At 47.0% G+C, this 18,845-nt stretch carries 13 protein-coding genes; 8 read left to right on the plus strand and 5 right to left on the minus strand.

Annotated elements, in window-relative coordinates; genetic code table 11:
• Positions 1-88 precede the first annotated feature (88 nt).
• Together MHI06_RS04025 and MHI06_RS04030 are read left to right on the plus strand one after the other, a co-directional pair.
• The gene (locus MHI06_RS04025; protein WP_340400526.1) at positions 89-2,650 is read left to right on the plus strand and encodes an S-layer homology domain-containing protein; all 2,562 of its coding nucleotides are present in this window, start codon (positions 89-91) and stop codon (positions 2,648-2,650) included.
• 199 nt (positions 2,651-2,849) lie between these two features.
• On the plus strand, positions 2,850-4,409 hold the full coding sequence (locus MHI06_RS04030; RefSeq protein WP_340398831.1) for an IS1182 family transposase: 1,560 nt from the start codon (positions 2,850-2,852) through the stop codon (positions 4,407-4,409).
• A 131-nt stretch (positions 4,410-4,540) separates the two neighbouring features.
• On the opposite strand, the gene MHI06_RS04035 is transcribed toward MHI06_RS04030, so the two are convergent.
• The gene (locus MHI06_RS04035) at positions 4,541-5,596 is read right to left on the minus strand and encodes an ankyrin repeat domain-containing protein (protein WP_340400527.1); all 1,056 of its coding nucleotides are present in this window, start codon (positions 5,594-5,596) and stop codon (positions 4,541-4,543) included.
• A 250-nt stretch (positions 5,597-5,846) separates the two neighbouring features.
• Here MHI06_RS04035 and MHI06_RS04040 point away from each other — a divergent pair, with 250 nt between their 5' ends.
• The 5 genes from MHI06_RS04040 (at position 5,847) to MHI06_RS04060 (ending at position 11,435) form a co-directional block, all read left to right on the plus strand.
• Positions 5,847-6,416: a hypothetical protein gene (locus MHI06_RS04040; RefSeq protein ID WP_340400528.1), complete on the plus strand. Its 570-nt coding sequence runs from the start codon at positions 5,847-5,849 to the stop codon at positions 6,414-6,416.
• Positions 6,417-6,586: 170 nt separating this feature from the next.
• Positions 6,587-7,747: a cobalamin-independent methionine synthase II family protein gene (locus MHI06_RS04045; protein WP_340400529.1), complete on the plus strand. Its 1,161-nt coding sequence runs from the start codon at positions 6,587-6,589 to the stop codon at positions 7,745-7,747.
• A gap of 161 nt (positions 7,748-7,908) precedes the next feature.
• Positions 7,909-8,997 carry a TIGR04053 family radical SAM/SPASM domain-containing protein gene (locus MHI06_RS04050; protein ID WP_340402047.1) on the plus strand — a complete coding sequence of 363 codons (1,089 nt, stop codon included), beginning with the start codon at positions 7,909-7,911 and terminating at the stop codon, positions 8,995-8,997.
• A 21-nt stretch (positions 8,998-9,018) separates the two neighbouring features.
• Positions 9,019-10,479, plus strand: coding sequence for a protoporphyrinogen oxidase (gene hemG / locus MHI06_RS04055; RefSeq protein WP_340400530.1), 1,461 nt, complete (start codon positions 9,019-9,021; stop codon positions 10,477-10,479).
• 248 nt (positions 10,480-10,727) lie between these two features.
• Entirely contained in the window at positions 10,728-11,435 is a 708-nt protein-coding gene (locus MHI06_RS04060) for a DNA alkylation repair protein (protein WP_340400531.1), read from the plus strand.
• Positions 11,436-11,647: 212 nt separating this feature from the next.
• Here MHI06_RS04060 and MHI06_RS04065 read toward each other — a convergent pair whose 3' ends face one another.
• Together MHI06_RS04065 and MHI06_RS04070 are read right to left on the minus strand one after the other, a co-directional pair.
• Positions 11,648-12,187, minus strand: coding sequence for a hypothetical protein (locus MHI06_RS04065; protein WP_340400532.1), 540 nt, complete (start codon positions 12,185-12,187; stop codon positions 11,648-11,650).
• Between the two features lie 23 nt (positions 12,188-12,210).
• Positions 12,211-12,765 carry a hypothetical protein gene (locus MHI06_RS04070; protein WP_340400533.1) on the minus strand — a complete coding sequence of 185 codons (555 nt, stop codon included), beginning with the start codon at positions 12,763-12,765 and terminating at the stop codon, positions 12,211-12,213.
• 331 nt (positions 12,766-13,096) lie between these two features.
• Here MHI06_RS04070 and MHI06_RS04075 point away from each other — a divergent pair, with 331 nt between their 5' ends.
• Positions 13,097-14,278, plus strand: coding sequence for a DUF4317 domain-containing protein (locus MHI06_RS04075; protein WP_036668338.1), 1,182 nt, complete (start codon positions 13,097-13,099; stop codon positions 14,276-14,278).
• A 170-nt stretch (positions 14,279-14,448) separates the two neighbouring features.
• Here the strand turns inward: MHI06_RS04075 and MHI06_RS04080 are convergent, their stop codons facing one another.
• Together MHI06_RS04080 and MHI06_RS04085 are read right to left on the minus strand one after the other, a co-directional pair.
• Positions 14,449-15,567 (minus strand): response regulator, encoded by a 1,119-nt coding sequence (locus tag MHI06_RS04080; protein ID WP_340400534.1) that lies wholly within the window; start codon positions 15,565-15,567, stop codon positions 14,449-14,451.
• Positions 15,564-18,695 (minus strand): ATP-binding protein, encoded by a 3,132-nt coding sequence (locus MHI06_RS04085; protein ID WP_340400535.1) that lies wholly within the window; start codon positions 18,693-18,695, stop codon positions 15,564-15,566. The genes MHI06_RS04080 and MHI06_RS04085 overlap by 4 nt, the downstream gene beginning before the upstream one ends.
• Positions 18,696-18,845: the final 150 nt, after the last annotated feature.

Raw genomic sequence — 18,845 nt, forward strand, 5'->3', positions numbered from 1 at the left:
AAACCCTAACTTTAGTTAGTGTTTTTTTGTATGGCTTGGGACCTATGCTTATGTTCGAATTCAATAGTGGTATGGAGGAGAAAACGACATGAGTACAAGATTTCGAGCAAGTAGGAAAGTAACATCTATCATCTTAGTAATGTTGATGGTACTAGGCGGATGGAATGGGCTGTTCGATAGAGGGAATCAAGTATCTGCTGCGTCAGGAGTAGAATTCGCAGGAGGAAAGGGTACGAGCAATGAGCCTTATCTCATTGAAACGGCTGCCCAGCTCGACGAGGTCAGATGGCATTTGGGCAACAACATACATTTTAAGCTGACAGCGGATATCGATTTGAGCGGTTATGCGGAAGGCGAAGGCTGGGAGCCAATAGGTAATGTTTACAGTTTGTTTTACGGGAATTTGGACGGCAATGGTTTCAAAATTTCAAATCTTACAATTAATCGACCACAAAGTACTGGTGTTGGGCTTTTCGGAGAAATTAGTAGTCCAGGTTCAATTACTAATATCGGATTGGAAGATATCGATATTGTGGGTGCAAGAGAAGTAGGAGGCTTGGCAGGGCGCAGCTCAGGAACAATTACCTCTAGTTTTACAACTGGAAGCATAAGAGCTGCAATAGATGGTGTCGGAGGCTTGGTAGGGTATAATAGTGGGGTAATCCGCAATAGCTACAGCAATGTGAGTGTGGAAGCGCGGCAGTACGCAGGAGGTTTGGTGGGGGTAAATTATTCTAGGATCTACAATAGTTACGTTTCAGGGACGGTAAATGCAGACTATTTACCTGGAGGCTTAGTCTCTAATTCTTATGATATAGTCCAAGATAGCTTTTACGACAGTGACACAACTAGGCAAAATGATACGGGCAAAGGAATAGGTAAACAGACTTCAGAGATGAAGAATCCCAGCACGTATGCAAATTGGGATGACGTATATTGGGGATTCAATCCGGATGTGAATGAAGGCTATCCCTATTTGAAAGCTTTCTACCGTGAAGTGAACTACGACGGTAACGGTAACACTGGTGGAGATGCACCAATTGACAGTAAACCGTACTCCAAAAATGCAACGGTTACCGTGAGTGTAGCTACCGATTCTTTAGTCAAAACCGATTACGCTTTCGGGGGATGGAATACGTTAGCGAGCGGTAGTGGTACGAGCTATGTGCCTGCAGATACATTCTTGATAACCGAGAATACAACCCTGTATGCACAATGGCTGAGCACCAAAGCTACTTTGACATCTGGGATTGGAATGGTGAGCACGGGCGGGACAGCGACTGAGACGATTACGAACATTCCAGGCGATGTGACGTTAGAAGAGTTCAAGGCAGCAATCACACTGGCAGCGAATGCTACGTTCGAGATTTATGAGGCGGACGGAACCACGGTAGCGACAACATTAGCAAATGGGTATAAGGTCATCGTAACTGCTGAGGATGGAATGACCCAAGTTACGTATACTCTGACGGTGATTGCACCTCCAACACCACCGAGTGGTGGAGGTAATGGCGGAAGTACACCACCACCGAGTGGTGGAGGTAATGGCGGAAGTACACCACCACCGAGTGGCGGAGGCGGTGGTGTAAGTGCTCCGGCTCCATCAAGTGGTGGGGGCAATAGCGGAAGCACTCCAGCACAGGCTCCAGGGAAAGTAACGTCCACAAACGGCAGCCTCACGCTTCCGGTGGGAACCCCAGGCGAAGTCAGCTTGGAAGATGGATTAACGATCACCGTTCCTGCGGGCGCAGTGAATCAGGAATTAAAAATAACGATGACAAAATTGTTGGATACGACAAATGTTGTCGTGAACCAAGAGGTTTTTGCAAGCCGGGTCTTCGAAGTATTGAAGAACGTACCAGGTAAGTTCACAAAACCTGTCACGTTAACCTTTGCCTTCGATGCGAGTCTGGTGAAGAGCGGCCAACGGGCAGGAATCTTCTATTTCGATGAAGTGAATAAGGTATGGGTAGAAGTGCAGGGCAGCAAGACAAGCGGGAATTCCATCGCTGTCGAGGTGGATCACTTTACGAAGTTTGCAGTTCTGGTTGTGGGCTCCGCGACAGAAATTCCCGGCACAACACCTGCTGAATCGGAAGTTAGCGTAAGTGATATCGCAGGACACTGGGCTGAGGCACAGATCAAGCAAGCCATCCAGGATGGGATCGTGAACGGTTATACGGACGGAACGTTCAAGCCAAGTACAACGATAACCCGTGCGGAATTCACGGTCATGCTGATAAACACATTGAACACTCAGGAAGCAGGCGCAGAACTGGCGTTCACGGACCAAGCGAAGATTGGGACGTGGGCACAGGCAGCGGTAGCACAAGCCGTGCAAGCGGGCATTATTAACGGATATACGGATGGAACTTTCCAGCCGAATGCGAACATTACACGGGCAGAGATGGCAACGATGATTGGCAAGGCATTCGAGTTGTCCCTGGACGGTTCGGCGGTGACTTCGTTTGCCGATGATGAGGCCATTCCAGCTTGGGCGAAACATGCGGTAGCAACGCTGCAAGCACGTGGGGTAGTCCAAGGTACGGGAGCGAACACCTTCAATCCTCGTGCGCAAACGACAAGAGCAGAAGCGGTCGTGATGCTTCTGAATATGTTGAATGTAGCCGAGGGACAAAACGTTCAGTAAGTAGAAGTATACGAAAAGTCAGGAATAGAGCCATGAAACGGCTCCATCCCTGACTTTTTTCTACATTATTTGCGAAGGGGCTGTCCCATAAGTCATAAAATGGCTAGAGACAGCTCTGTTTTCAAAATTGTAAAACAAAAAGAAACCGTTCCTTGGTAAAATGGAAGTGCGACCCACCATTTGAAAGGAGACGGTTTCTTTGTACATTCAATATACCATGGATCAACTTTTCTTGCCAATGGATTTGGAGACAGATATCCCCAAAAATCACCTCGTTCGTGTTGTGAATAACGCAATCAATCGCCTCAGCGATTCCATTTTTAACTCGGCGTATCCTGGCGGGGGTCGCCATAGCTATCATCCCAAAATGCTCACCAAAATCATCATCTACGCCTACACCCAGCGCATCTATTCTTCCCGGCAAATTGCCAAGGCGGTTCGCGAAAATATCATGTTCATGTGGATAGCCGGGCGGCAACAACCGGATTTCCGGACCATTAATCGCTTTCGTTCCGAGCGGATGAAAGAGGTCTTGGAAACTGTGTTTACCCATGTGCTGGAGCTGTTGGTTCAGGAGCAATACGTGTCCTTGGATCACTATTTTTTGGACGGAACCAAGCTTGAAGCGAATGCGAATCGCTACACCTTTGTGTGGAAAAAAGCCGTCGTCAAGCACCAGGCCAAGCTGCAAGAAAAAGTACATACCTTGTTTCAAGCCATCGAAGAAGCGGAAAACGAAGAAGATACCCTCCACACCGGAACCGACCTGCCTGAACTTGGCGAAGTCTCGGCTCTCACTGCGGAAAAACTGGAACAAGCCGTCAAGCAATTGGAGGAAAAGCTAAGCGAAAAACCGAAGAGCAAAACATTAAAAAAAGCGGTGCGACAGTTGTGCAAAGACTTCCTGCCCCGGTTGCAAAAGTATGAGCATCAGATCCAAACTGCTGGTGAGCGGGGCAGTTACAGCAAAACCGATCCAGATGCGACGTTCATGCGAATGAAAGAAGACCACATGCGAAATGGTCAACTAAAGCCTGGATACAATGTACAAATCGGAACGGAAAACCAGTTTGTATTGGGCTACAGTGTACACCAGCGGCCCACGGACACCAAATGTCTGAAACCGCACCTGGATCATCTGGAAGAGCAGCTTGGTAAAAGAGTGAAAACCGTCATTGCCGATGCCGGGTATGGAAGCGAAGAAAATTACAGCTATTTGGAAGAAAAAAACATCCACGGCATCGTCAAATACGGAACATACCATAAAGAGAAAACGAGGGCATGGAAGCAAGCGCTGGGCAAAGTGGACCACTGGAGCTACAACGAAACCGAAGATACATGGACCTGTGCGGCAGGGCAAACGTTACCATTCCGGTATGAAAGTCAGGCGGTCACGGAGAGTGGCTACGCGATTCGAACCCGCCATTATCGAAGTGCAGACTGTAGCGAATGTCCCCTGAAAACCAAATGCACAACAGCGAAAGGCAATCGGGAGATTACCGTCAGTCTTACCTATATGCGTCAAAAAAACGAGATGCGGGAACGGTTACGTAGTGAGGAAGGATATACCCTTTCAGTTCGGCGCATGACGGAGCCTGAGAGTGTGTTTGGACAAATTAAAAATAACCGGGGATTCCGAAGATTCCTGCTTCGCGGCTTGCAAAAAGTGAGCCTGGAGGTTGGGTGGCTTTGCCTTGCCCACAATCTACTCAAAAAAGCCACATTGACAGAAAAACGCAAAAAGGACAAAGCAGAATAAACCTCTGCTTTGTCCTTTTTTGAACGTATGCGTGGTATTTCTTTTTGCCTATACTTTTTTCAAGGGCTTTTGAGACAGCCCCTTCTTGCTTCTCAGTCCTGAAGTGCAGCGGACCGACGTTCCTTAGACCATCAGCGGGAATATGCCGGCTGTTCCATCGCCACCGGCTGAGGATTGGCAAGCACCCATAACACCGCCAACTCGGATAATCTGGCAGGTGCTTCGTAATCGGATCCATTGCGAAGCCTGTTTACCAAGTCTGCTGCCTCTTGGAGAAGTGCCGGGGCGAGTGGCGCACCAGTACCCAGGTGAAGAATCAGTGCATCCAGCATCTTGCGATACTCCGCATCCCAGTTTCCACCGCCATTATCCAATACTTCATGGGACACGCGCCCTGTGATGCGGATAACCTCTCCCTGCACGGTTTGCGCATGTCCCTGGGCCGGTATGAGATATTCCCACAGCTCTTGGTGCTGTTTGGTCCAAGTGGTTGCCTTTACCTGAATGGGGGCAGTCCCATCGTGCATGATCCGATTCGCTACCGGCTCGACATCAAATAACTGGTAAAGTTTGATCAGCGCGTCTGAAACTTCATCGACCTTGTCCTTATTGAACTTCTCTCGGACGAATTCAAAATCCTTACCGATCCGCTTCACCGATTCGTTCATATCCGGGGTGAGCGATGCTCCGGCATCCAGCAGAATTGCTGCAATCTCTGCCAGATTGACTATATCGCTATTCCTGCAATTGACTAACCCCTTAGCTAATGGGGTATTTCCCTGTTTATTTTCTACGTTAATAGTAGCGCCATGTTTTACCAACTCTTGAACCACTTTGGTTCGATACCCACTGACCGCTGCATGTAACGGTGTTTCATTTTGATAATCCACAGCGTCCAGATCCGCACCTAATTCAAGGAATAAGGGTACATTTCCTGACCAGTGTGAGGCATGGGCATGTAAAGGCGTACGTTGATATTTGTCGGGTGCATTAATGTCTGCCCCTTGCTCTACCAGCCAGCGGACCAATTCATCCGAAATATGCCGAAAGCTGAGAGCGGTACCTTTACTGTAGCCTCCGCGGGCATCCCATCCGCATTGCTCGAAAACCTCTTTTACGGTAGCGATATCATTATCTTTAATGAGTTTTTCCATATGAGCAGGTAAGGTTGCTTCCTTCGTAGCCATTACACTCTTCCTCTCCTTTGTGAATAACAACGTATGTTCCAATGGTAGGCTATGACGATTTAATAGTCAGCAGATAATTTTCTGCAATTTTATCACATAGGGGAATTTAAAACCAATAACTGGGTTTCTTGCATCGTCAATTTGTTTGGCTGTGATATAATTTAGGTGAATGTTGATTTTGGAGATTGGTTGAAAAAGTTAAAATGAACGCCGTAACTTATGCGGTAGTTTTTCGATAATAGGAGGATCTATGTCCTGGAGTAAATTGAAGCAACAACTGGAGAGTTTTCTGAGTCCAGCGTTAATTGGGAGAGTAGAGTACCGTGCAACCAGCTACAGATATGCTCCTGATAAGTCTGGAAATTGTTATATTACTGTAGATAAAAAGAATGTACTTAACATGAGTGATACAACAACCCCAATTCGATGGTATCAGACGGAGCAGGAGATCAAAAACGACCCGGAGATCATGATCCCTGTGAACGATGAAGAGATTGAAGCTATTCGAAAAGATTCCAAAGGGCCTATTCCCGAGGATCGTCTTCAAGTCATGGCAAGAAGTAGAAAAATATCGGTACATGCCAAAGAGCTTTTGTTGGCCCAGGCCGCACTCAGTAAATTGAATTTTACCGTTGCAGCGACGACGTATTTATCTACTTCTATAGAAGATAATCTGGAGAGCAATGATATCTTGTTTAATATTTTGGCTTTAATGGACAGACGCGTTGGCAAAAAGCGAATTCTGAACATGTCGGAGCAGATCAAGTTAAAGCACCCAGCTGTGCAGTATTTTTATGAACTGCGTCGTCGTACATTGTGAAATTGAATAACATTCATGGATAAAGATACACTGTGTCGGTGACGGTTTCACTGAAATGTGCCTAACAAGTGGATATAGCTTTTAACTATAACCAGTTATGGTTTTTAAGTATCTCTTCTAACTCATATCCGCGTGATATGATATGGGTATACAACGAGGGGGTTTTTTACATGACTGATAAGTTCCAGATCGTAGGAAGTTTATTGCGGCCGGACGAGCTGCTGAAATATAAAACGCAAATCGAACATAATGATGATATCCAATATCCATTCTATGAAAACTACGAAGGATATGAGAAGTGCGAGACTGAGGCTATCAAACAAGTTGTCGCTAAGGAAATCGAACATAACTTGTCCGTTGTTACAGATGGCGAATTCTCCAAATCGATGTGGCATCTGGACTTTGTATGGGGATTTGGCGGAGTGAAGCGTTATATCGCGGATCACGGCTATTTTTTCAGAGATGTGGACGGAACTTCGAAATATGAAACACGCAAAGATATTGGACTGCGCATCACTGATAAATTGAGTGGAAAGAACCATCATTTCATTCAACTGTTCCAACAACTGCAAGACACAGCTGGTGAGCAACAAACGAAACTTTGTGTACCGTCTCCCTCCCATATTTTCGGTGAGCTTTCCTGGTCGGATAACATTGGAGGTGCGGATTCTGTATATCAGAATAAACAAGAGCTTAAAGAGGGTCTTGTGATCGCGTATAAGGAATTCGTCGAAGAATTCGCTGCTATAGGCGGTAAAATCCTGCAATTCGATGATTGCTTGTGGGAGCTGTTTGCAGACGACAACCCGAACTCTCCGTTTACAGGGGAGCATATTAATCAAGATGAAGTATCAGGTCTCGCAACTGAATTTATTGATATTAACAATACTGTGATTGACTTCGGACATAGTCTGGGCTTGAAAATGTGGACACATAACTGCCGCGGAAATTATGATTCCCGCAACATGGGCGGTGGATCGTATGTGAAAATCGCTAATCTGTTCCTGAAGCAATTGAAATATGACCGTTTCTTCCTGGAGTGGGATGATGACCGCGCGGGTTCGATCGAAGCCCTGGAAGTGTTCAAGGACAGACCTGAAACGGAAATTGTACTAGGGTTGCTTTCATCCAAAACGAGCACACTCGATGATGAAGCGCGCGTTGTTCGTTTGTTGGACGAAGCATCCAAAATTATCGATAAGGATCGGCTGCTGCTGTCTCACCAATGCGGCTTTGCATCCTGCGATGGCGGTAACGAATTAAGTGAAGCTCAGCAATGGGCGAAGATTGACCAAGGTCAGAAGATCGCCAAGCAATACTGGAACAACTAATTTGAAATAGCACCATCTTGAATGAATAGAGATGACTCATGGGCCGTTAATGGACCTGTGAGTCATCTTTTTTTATGAGACACGAATGTGATTCATCTCACTTTCATGCCCTGCCAACTACTTTACACTTAATGGAATGTGTATGAGGAGGAGAATGGATGATGATGCCTCAGATGAAGCCACGCGACTATGCGAAGTATCCGTTCATCGTGATCTGGGAAGTGACTCGGGCGTGTGCGTTGAAATGTCTTCATTGTCGTGCAGAAGCCCAGTATAGAGCCGACCCAGGGCAGCTTACAACAGAGCAGGGGAAAAGACTGATCGATGACATTGCGGCAATGGAAGAGCAGCCGTTGTTTGTCTTTACGGGTGGCGATCCGTTAATGCGTCCGGATTTATTTGAACTGGCGGAGTACGCAATTAAGGAGAAGCAGCTTCCTGTATCTATGACACCCAGTGCGACACCGAAGGTGACGAGAGCAGCGATTACCAAAGCCAAGGAAGTGGGCTTATCCCGCTGGGCGTTCAGTCTGGACGGGTCAACAGCCGAGATCCATGATCATTTTCGCGGAACCAGAGGTTCTTATGATATGACGATGAAAGGGATCGAGTTCCTGCGAGAAGCTCATATTCCGGTTCAGATCAACACGACCGTTTCCCGGTATAACTTGCACGATTTGGAGGCAATAAGCCACAAGGTGAAAGAGATGGGCGTGGTGCTATGGAGTCTATTTTTCCTCATTCCAACAGGTAGGGGCCAGGAGAAAGACATGATTAGTCCGGAGGAGCACGAGCAGGTCATGAAGTGGATGGTACACATTGCGCATGAGATGCCTTACGGGGTGAAGTCAACGGAAGCACCTCACTATCGCCGGGTAATGATGCAGGAGCGTACGTCAGCAGGATTGGAGAAAAGCTCAGTGAAACGTGTGGATATGCTGGGGCGTGCACCGCAAAGTGTGAATGATGGTGATGGTTTTGTATTCATTAGTCACACGGGGGATGTCTATCCCAGCGGGTTCCTGCCGGTAGTCTGTGGCAATGTGAAGGAACAGTCTCTCATTGATGTATACAGGGAATCCCCGGTGATGCAGACGTTACGAGACAAGTCCCAACTGAAGGGCAAATGCGGAGTCTGTGAATTTAAGACCATGTGCGGTGGCTCAAGGGCAAGGGCGTATGCGATGACGGGAGATTATGTGGCGAGTGATCCTGCGTGCGCTTACATCCCAGCGGCGCTGCGAAAATGATGATACGGTGGGAAGTGTGAAATGGAAAAAGAGCGCAGGAAGCGAGTGGTTATTGCTGGCGGTGGTATAACGGGATTAAGTGCAGCTTATTATGTGGATCAGTTGTGCACTGTGCATAATGTGGATGTAGAAATCGTACTAGTGGAGAAAAGTGATCGATTCGGCGGACATGTGCGTACTGGAAAACGGGATGGTTTTGTAATTGAACGGGGACCGGACTCTTTTCTCGCGCGCAAAACATCGATCATTGAACTCATGCAGGAACTCGGCATGGAAAATGAAATCGTCGGCACACGACCGGGGGTGTCGCATAGCTATATTGCATATCGGAATCAGCTGCATCCCATTCCAGATGGTTTTATGCTGGGCGTGCCGACAAAGTGGAAGCCGTTCATTACGACAAAGCTCTTGTCGGTACGAGGGAAAGTACGCGCTGCTGCAGATCTTGTTTTGCCACGGAAGCCTGGCGCGGAAGATGAATCCCTGGGTCAACTGTTACGCAGGCGACTGGGAGATGAAGTGCTGGAACAGATTGCAGAGCCGCTGCTGGCAGGCATCTACGCGGGTAATGCGGATGGGCTAAGTGTGCAAGCGACATTTCCCATGCTGCAAGAAACAGAACAAAAGCATCGAAGCCTCATTGTAGGCATGCTTGGTGTGAGCAAGAGTCGAAGCCCGAAGCAGCAGGCCACACGATCGCCCCGAACTGCGAATACGGCGAAGAAGAGTATGTTCCTAAGTGCACGTGGAGGACTGGAAGAGGTCGTAAACCATCTCGAAAAGGTGTTAACTTCCAGAGCACTTATGATAAAAAATACAGAGATATCAGGTGTTGTACAGGAAGAGAACAGTTACGTTGTTCATTTGGAAAATGGCACGATGCTCCATGCAGATGCGATGGTGATCGCTACACCAGCCCATGTCGCAGCAAGGCTACTACCACATGAAACGATAGCTAATCTGCTGCGTTCCATTCCATATGCGTCTGTGATGAACGTCGTGCTTGGTTATCGCGAGCAGGATGTGGGAATCTCTCTTAATGCGTCTGGCTTCGTTGTTCCCCGTAAGGAGGAGCGTACGGTTACTGCGTGCACTTGGACATCGTCCAAATGGGAACATACGGCTCCAAAGGGGCATATCCTTTTACGCGCCTACGTGGGCAAATACGGTCGCGACCATACGAACCAGCAGCTTTCGGACGACGAATTGATATCCAATGTACGTCGTGAATTGCAAGAGATGATGGGCATATCTGCACAGCCGATCTTTACCGAGGTGAACCGTCTGCCGCTTTCCATGCCACAATATCAAGTAGGTCATCTGGAACGGATAGGAGAGCTTGAGGCAATGCTGGAGAATCTCATGCCAGGTGTTTATCTCGGCGGTGGCGGTTACCGGGGTATTGGAGTTCCAGACTGTATATCCCAAGGTAAAGATATGGCGAAGAAAGTGTTAAGCAGGTTAATGGATGCTAGGATGTAGGCTAAACATGTTGAATATGACGAATGTGCTGCACATGCAGTTATATGGTTTATCTGACTTAATCATAATCGTCGCGGCTCCCTGGAGTGGCGGCTATTGTGGTTTTTTTAACATGTCAGTGTGCAGGAAGTAGGGGGTGTGAGTCGGTTCTAAATGTATGGCTGATGTACAATTGTGATAAAATAAAGAGGTCCAATTAAACATTAAATTATACATATAAATTTTATATTGAAAGGGGCTATCGCCTGATGAACATGGAAGAGGTTATGCAAGAGCTTGAGGCGCTCGGCAAAAAACGAACGAAAAAAATCTATATCTCCAATGGTGCGCATGAACCGCTATTTGGCGTAGCAACCGGGGCGATGAAACCTATCGCGAAGCGGATCAAAAAGGATCAACCTTTGGCGGAGCAATTATACGCGACGGGGAATTATGATGCGATGTACTTTGCGGGCGTGATTGCCGATCCCAAAGTGATGACGCCAGCCGATTTCGATCGTTGGATTGATGCAGCGTATTTTTACATGATCTCTGACTTCATCGTTGCTGTGACGTTAGCCGAGACAGACATTGCGCAAGAGGTTGCCGATGCGTGGATTGCTAGTGGGGATGAACTGAGAATGTCAGCGGGATGGAGCTGTTACTGCTGGCTGCTTGGAAGCCGAAAGGATGCTGAGTTTGCCGAAAATAAAATGATGGAGATGCTGGAACAGGTGAAAAAGACCATTCACCAATCTCCGGAACGAACGAAATATTCGATGAACAATTTCCTATATACTGTCGCTACATCCTATCAACCTTTGCACGATCTGGCGGTAGAGACGGCCAAGGCCGTTGGCCCTGTTGAAGTAAATAAGGACAAGCCCAAGAGCAAGCTGCTGAATGCCTACGAGAATATCCAAAAGGCAGTGGATGCAGGGCGGACGGGGTTCAAGCGCAAATATGTAAGGTGTTAGCGACGAGGAGCGTTCACGTTAACACCAGTGTAGACAGGAGTGACTTTGTACGTTTAGGATTTTCTAAAAGAAAATACAATCCAATAGACCGTTACCTTTTTGGGGGACGGTCTATTTGTGTTTATTAGGCGGTGGAACTACAGATCAATGAACCAAAGGTGAAAATATGTATCTTTGCTTCAGTCACTTTCACAGAAGTATACTCTCTAGTACTATTCCTTAATTCTGATGATAGGGTCTTGGTCGTGAAAAGCGATACATACTGCGAGTGAACTTTCATCGGAGAGTACCTGATATGCTTTTGCATATGATATTACTGTTCTTGCTATTAAGTAAATGGTTGAACCGACTGCAGTTTCATTAATGTCGAATCCATCTATTTCATAAATATCAGCAAATTCTTTTAAGCGTGGACCTTGCAAATCCTCATTCCAATTGCTCGCCCAATCATCATTGTTATCTTCTAATACACTGTATTCCTTACAAATGAAGAAGGTACTATCCCAGTTATTATCCAAATCGTATTCAAAATAGATTGCACGGGCTGTTTGTTTTTGAGCCATTTTTATTGATTGTTTAAGGCATAGCTTTAAATCATTTACATATTCATTTAAGCCTAATTGCTTAATCGAATCAGCTCGGTTAGGTCCAGCTAACGTAGAACAAATATTGAAATACTTCTCTTCAATTTCTTCAAGATTTTTTCTTCGTATATCTACTTGTAATTCATTCAAATGATCGAAAATGTCCATAGTCATGCCTCCTATAAGGAAAATTATGTTCCATGGTTGAGGGCTTTATACAATTGTTCTTCGTAAGCTTTCACACTATCGCTATCAACATCTGCTACACCTGTAAATACATTTTTGGTGTTGTGATAAAAAGCAAGAGCGAAGTCCCTGACGACGTGAACATCGTGATGTTCTAACACAATCGATTGAAACAGATTGCTTAACATATATTCAGCATTCGAGCCGTCTTTTAGATAATTGAAACTCATAAATTCTTGAAGAACATGATACTTAAATTCTTCGAGTTCTTCAGTAGTAGGATTGTATTCCCGAGCAAGCTTTTCTGTTGCTTCGACTTTTTCTGTAGGTGATTGATCGCTTCTAGCTAGTTCGTTAATCGATGTCTGCCAATCTATTGCTGCTTGCTCCGTCTGTTCGACGGCATCAGATGTAGATGCTTCCTCTGTTACCACATCTGTATTCTCAATCTGTGATACTACTGTACTGACTTGTTTAGTTTCCTCTGTTTTGGTCACAGTGCACGCACTTAATAGAGAGGACAACACAAGAACTGATAAAATTAGTATTGATTTCTTCACAATATTTCCTCCATTGGTATGTAATCTTAGTTAGTCTACCAGACTGAAGGTTATGTTACTATGTTCAGTTAAAATCGTATTCAAAAAATGGATAGTGATCGTAAGGGGGAAATACCATAGATTGTTTCTCATTAATCGTCATCATTATATGATATAATTTCTCACTGAGAGTACAGAAGTGGAGAGCAAGAACGGCTTGATCCAGCTACTCCATAGCTGCGCCCATTTGTGACCTACTGCTCAGATGAAGACTTCCAAGGGAGCACTGGCTTTTAGGATATAGAGCTGCACGCAGATAAAATTATATATTGTGGGAGTTGTCTAACGAATCATGAATAAAAAAGAAGTCGCGCATATACGCAAGCAGTTTAAACTCGATCACGATCTACTGAATATTTACGATATTCTCAACGTGTATATTACGAAGGAAACCAATGAGGTGTATCACTGGGAGCGTCATCCGTTCGAACTGGTGGACAGAGAGAAGCAGGAGCTGTACATGGGCAATTTCAAAAAATTGCTGACAGGTGATTTGGATCAAAAGTTGTTCGAACTGAAGTTCCAGGAAGCGGCGGAGGACCCGGCACAGGTATTGCTTCACCAGGCTCTGGTAACGGGTGATCCGGATGAATGGCAGGATCTGATGCTGCTGCTCGTGGATCGAATGTTGGTGGATACGAAGTTTGAGCGAGACATGGTAGCTACATTCGTGCGTGGACAGTATTATCTGCCGACCAAGGCTAGAAACGAAGCCACGGAGGAGAGTGAGAAGAACGAGGTGTTCGCCCATCCGTTCATTCTGTGCAGCGTGAATTCCACGGAGAAGCAGCGGAAGACGCTCTTGTTTGATTACGTGGAGAGAGAATTCAAATACAACATTATTGTCGATCCGATTATCAAATTAAGCACGCCAGAGCAAGGGTTCCTGTACCCTAGCGTGACGGACAACTACTCCGATGTGAACCGTGTTCTATATTGTACAGGGAAATCCAATTTCCCGGATCCGCATTTTGTTGAAAATGTATTGAATGGAGAAAGATCCGTAACCGCACTGGAAGAACGGGCGATCTTCGAAGATATCGTCAAGGAAGTGGCCGGTGAACAGCTCGATTCAGCCACCATTGCTCATGTGTACGAGGAGATCAACCGAGTCATTGAAATTAACGAAGAGTCCCATGAGGAAGAACCTCCGAAACTGGATTATAAAGATCTGGAACGTGTACTGACCGCAAGCGGTATAGAGGATCTGACGACGGAGAAAGTGGAACGTGCCTTCGAAACGATTGTGGACAACAAGAATTATGAAATGAAGGCGACTAGTGTTATGCCGAAGTTCACGTCCAAGTCTATTAAGATTGAAACCAAGGTTGCTACGATTTCGGTTAGCCCGCAAGACCTGAGATATGTGAAACAGGTGAACTATCAAGGCAGACGTTGTATCATGATTGAAGTGGACGAAGATGTCGTGATTGAAGGGTTTACCCTTAATACAGAAAAACTTATAAATGAATGATTGATTCTAGACCAGGATGATGTAAAATCATCGGACAAGGACGAATGAGCGTCCAACTATTGCAAATAGCCCAAGCCTAAAGCAAGACTTAACTGCTCCCTGTCATAGTAGATCGTATAAGACTATGATGGAGCAGTTAAGTATGCCAGGGCATGGGCTTTTTTGCTGTTTCATGATTGACGAAGTAGTTGTTTGATATCCGCTGCCGGACTGGAGCCGAGCTCCTCTTTGAGCAATTCCTCCAGCACCAGATACTGGCGCTGCGCTTCAGTTCTTCGTCCAAGGGACAGATACAGCAGGATGATCTCGCGATGAATATCTTCCCGAATCGAATCAATCTGGAGGATACGTTCAAAATAATACAGCGCCCGTAACGGCTCGCCTGCCTTCGCATGATAGTGGGCAGCAGTTTCCATCGTCATGATGAAATCCAGCTCCAGCTGTCTGGACCACGCGAAAGCCCACTCATAATGCCTTCCCTTTAGAAGTTCACCCGTATACAACGTGTCCATCCGCTCGAAGAGCTCGGGGCGATGTGCCGATGCCTGACGCATTTGCCGGAACAAAACCTCGAACTCGTACAGATCGCAGTCAATCGCTTCCCGGTCGATCCGGATACCGTTCCGGTCCTTGAGAATAATCGGCACGTCACTATTATCGCCGATGGCACGCCGCACGTAGTACAGTGTGGAATTGATGTTCGTCCAGGCCTTCTGCGGACTGAGGTCCTTCCACAACGTATCGGCCAAGGCATCGCGGGTAGTTGATTTGGTATAGAGCAAGAATGCCAGCAATTCTTCCGTCTTGGGAGTTCTAAGCTTGATGGGACTGTCTGCTCCGCCTCCGCCGAACACGGTGAATTCACCGAACAGACGAACATTCAGCTTGGGTGCGGGAACCGTCGGTTCGGATGGGGCGACGGACTTGTGAAGCTTTTCCTGCAACCGTTTGATGCTGCGGTTCAGTCGCTCAGCCGTGACCGGCTTGATGACGTAATCGATCACCTCTTTGTCGAAGGCCTGCACTGCATATTCCTCATATCCGGTCACCAGCACAATGGGGAGCGAAGGGTGATACTTACGCAATTCACCAATGAGGTGCATTCCCGAGATGCGGGGCATCGTAATGTCCAGAAATGCCGCATCGAAGCTATTTTCCGCCGCATATTCGCAGGCTTCCTCCGGGTCATGAAATGCGCGAGACACCTCAACTTCTCCACTCTCTGTCAAAATGCGATTCAATCGCTTCAGCGACAAATCCTCATCATCCACGATGATGACTTTTATCATGTTTCATAACCCCCGTTCCCATCTGTGCTTAGACGTTGATTTGGAAGATCAAATGTAATCCGCGTTCCCTCGCCGTCCAGACTTTCCATCTGAAGGTGTCTGCCATACAGCAGATTCAACCGGCTGGAGATATTCCATAATCCCACGCCGTTACTGCCATCTGTGGATTGCCGAATTTCATCCATCCGTTCCCTGGTTATGCCAATTCCGTTGTCCTCGATGGAGAAGCGTGTTTCCGTATCATTCAGATTACGTATAGACAACATGACGCGACCACCGTGAATGCTGGACATCAGGCCGTGCCGAATCGCGTTTTCAATCAGGGGCTGTAACGTGAGCGGTGGAATGTCCATGTTTCGGTTCACGTCCGCATCCACGTCGATGATGACCTCCAACCTTGATCCAAAGCGAGCTTGCTCAATCGCTACATAGGCCTCGATCATTTCCAGTTCATTCATCAGGCTAGTCTTGGAATCTAAATGTTTGAAGTGCACACTGCGTCTTAAGTAACTCGATAATTGCAAAATCAATTGTTCTGCACGATTCGGTGCATCCACGCACAATTCGGCAATGGCATTCAGGGCGTTATATAGAAAGTGCGGGTTCATCTGTGACCGCAAAAAGGATATTTCGGCATCTCGCGCAGCTTGCACGGATGTTTTCATCCGAGTCAAACCGCCGATCCGTGCCAGCAGTTCCTCCGATTCGAACGGCTTGGATACGAAATCATTGGCGCCTTTCTCCAAGGCCAGCTTCAATTGATTGGCTTTATTACTCGCCGTTAGCATGAGTACAGGCAACTCGGAAGGAGAAAAACGCTCCCTGATTCGTTCCAGCAATTCGTAACCCGACATGTCAGGCATCATGATGTCAGCAATGACAAGATGCACAGTAGGTAGCTTGTCCAGCAGCTCCAGTACGGAAGGGGAGCGTGAAGTGACCGCATAACTGTAACCCTCCAGCTTCAAGAGATTCACAATGGTCTGCAAATTAGCCGAGTCGTCGTCCACAACGATGATCCATTCGTCTTTATTTCCTTTTACAATTGTTGGTTCTTCGAACCGGAACAGCCGTTTACCAGGACTTGTAGGAGCTATGGCGAGTGGCATGACGTTGGATCGCTTCTCTCCTTTGCCATCCGCCAGCGGGAAGGTCAGGATGAACGTGGCACCCATGCCGGGCACCGATTTCGCATGAATAGTTCCACCATGCAGCTCGACCAACTTACGCGTAATGCTCAGACCAAGACCAGTTCCTCCAGCAACGACTGGCCCGGTATCTGCTTCCTGCTCGAATGGCAGAAAGATATGTTCCAGTTTATCTGTGCCAATGCCGCGTCCGGTATCGATAATACGTAATTCAGCTTTACCTTGGACAACCGCAGCTTCAATGCTTACGGTGCCACGTTCCGTGAACTTGACGGCATTACCGATCAGATTATGCAAAATCTGAATCAGTCGATTGCCGTCTGCATAGATCGGCGGGAAATGGGCCGGGATGCGGTTGATGAGCTCCACCTTTTTCGCGCCAAGCAGGAAGGAGTGCATACGCATAACTGATTCGACAAACGAGTACAGATCGGTCGAAGACCGGTGGAGCGGGATGTCGCCATGTTTCATTTTCGAATAATCCAGCAATTCATCCACCAGATAGGTTAACCGTCGGCCGCTTCCCGTCACGATCGCTAGATTGTGCGCCTGTTCGTCGGTAAGTGGGCCTTCGGCGCCTTTGAGCAGGCTCTCACTGATATTTACAATCGCGTTCAGCGGTGTTTTAAGCTCGTGCGAGGTATTGGACAGGAAGTCGTCCTTCACCTTGTCTAGCAAGAGCAACTGATCTTTGAGGGTACGGACCGTACGATAGGCCTCGAAGAATCGAAGCACCGCCAGAAACAGCATCAGGATGCTGAACAGGACAATCGAAGCTTGTCCGATGTTCATGTTTTCCTTGAGCGAGATTGAGAAGAGATTAATGTCCAGACAGTACAGCATGATGCTTAAGAGAGCCGCATACCACAAGAAAGTAGACAGCCGTTCGCCCGTCTCACTGGTTAGGAACTGTGATGCGCATTGATACAGCAACCAGAGCAGCAGCAACGTGTACATAACGACAACATAAGGTGCAGCAATCCCATAGACGGAAATAGGCAGAAGCGCGACCATGCATAAGTAAGCTCCGAAGATGATCAGAATCACTGCCGTGAGCATACCTGACAGGATACCTGTTTTGAATCGATAGAAGTAAAAGGTCAACAGACCCAGACATGCCACGGAGCAGAAATCTTTTAATTTATAGAGTGTGCTAAAGGAGATTTCCGTGCCCACAAGGGACAGCACACGTTCACTGATCATGCCGTTATAGAGGGCATACAGCAGACAGATTAGACCAAGCAGCAGCAGGGAATCATCTCTGTTTCGGTAAAGTGCAGACCCCAGGTAACTGATGAGGAATATGATCGAAATGGTGGCCAGTACAGCCAGTGTGCCGAATTCGATAGCTGTGCTGGTTTGATGTTTTTTCAGCATGGCCGCTTGTTCGCCGAAAAAGAGTGGACCCGGAATGCCAGAGTCCGTGTAATCGTAATTAGCCACCCGAATCAAAATCTCAATGTCACCGCCGTGATAGGGGAAAAAGCCAATCTGGGGGGAGTTGCCTGGGCGGTAACCAGCGGTTTTGGCCACGGCATGCCCGTCTTCCAGCAATTTGTTGCCATTGATATAGATTTCGCTGGCAAAACGAATGTTCATTTTTTTGATCGCCAGCGTTCCATCAATAGGTGCATTACGCAGCACTAGTCGATACGTGGCGTAGCCATGGGTAGGCAATCGTTCCCCATCCACTTCAAGACGATTCCAGGAGCCGGGAACGGTTGCATAGGTATCGGGTGCTTTCGTTGGACCAGCCTGACTCAGAGGTGTAGATTCGTCAGGAAGCAATCGCTCCCAGTAAAATTCCCACTCCCCGTCCAGCTTGATCCTCTCGTCCTGTTCAGGATTCCAAGCCGAGAGGTCCAGGACACCTTGACGAGCATGAAGCGCCGCAGATTGTGGTTCTCTGATCGTTGACAGGAGCAGTACGGTAATGGCAAGTATAACAGTCAGGACAACGCCTGAAATTTTTAATAACACGAAATGCTGCTCCTTTAGAGTTGGTTCGAAACCTTCGATAGATTCAAACAAAATCTCTTGTATTCTATCGGCATTGTAGCGAATATCTCTGGGGCGCGCAATCATATTTCGACAAATTTCTTCTGTTTATTGCTTGTTTATTGTGATCCA

The sequence above is a fragment of the Paenibacillus sp. FSL H8-0079 genome (assembly GCF_037991315.1).
Lineage (GTDB): Bacteria > Bacillota > Bacilli > Paenibacillales > Paenibacillaceae > Paenibacillus.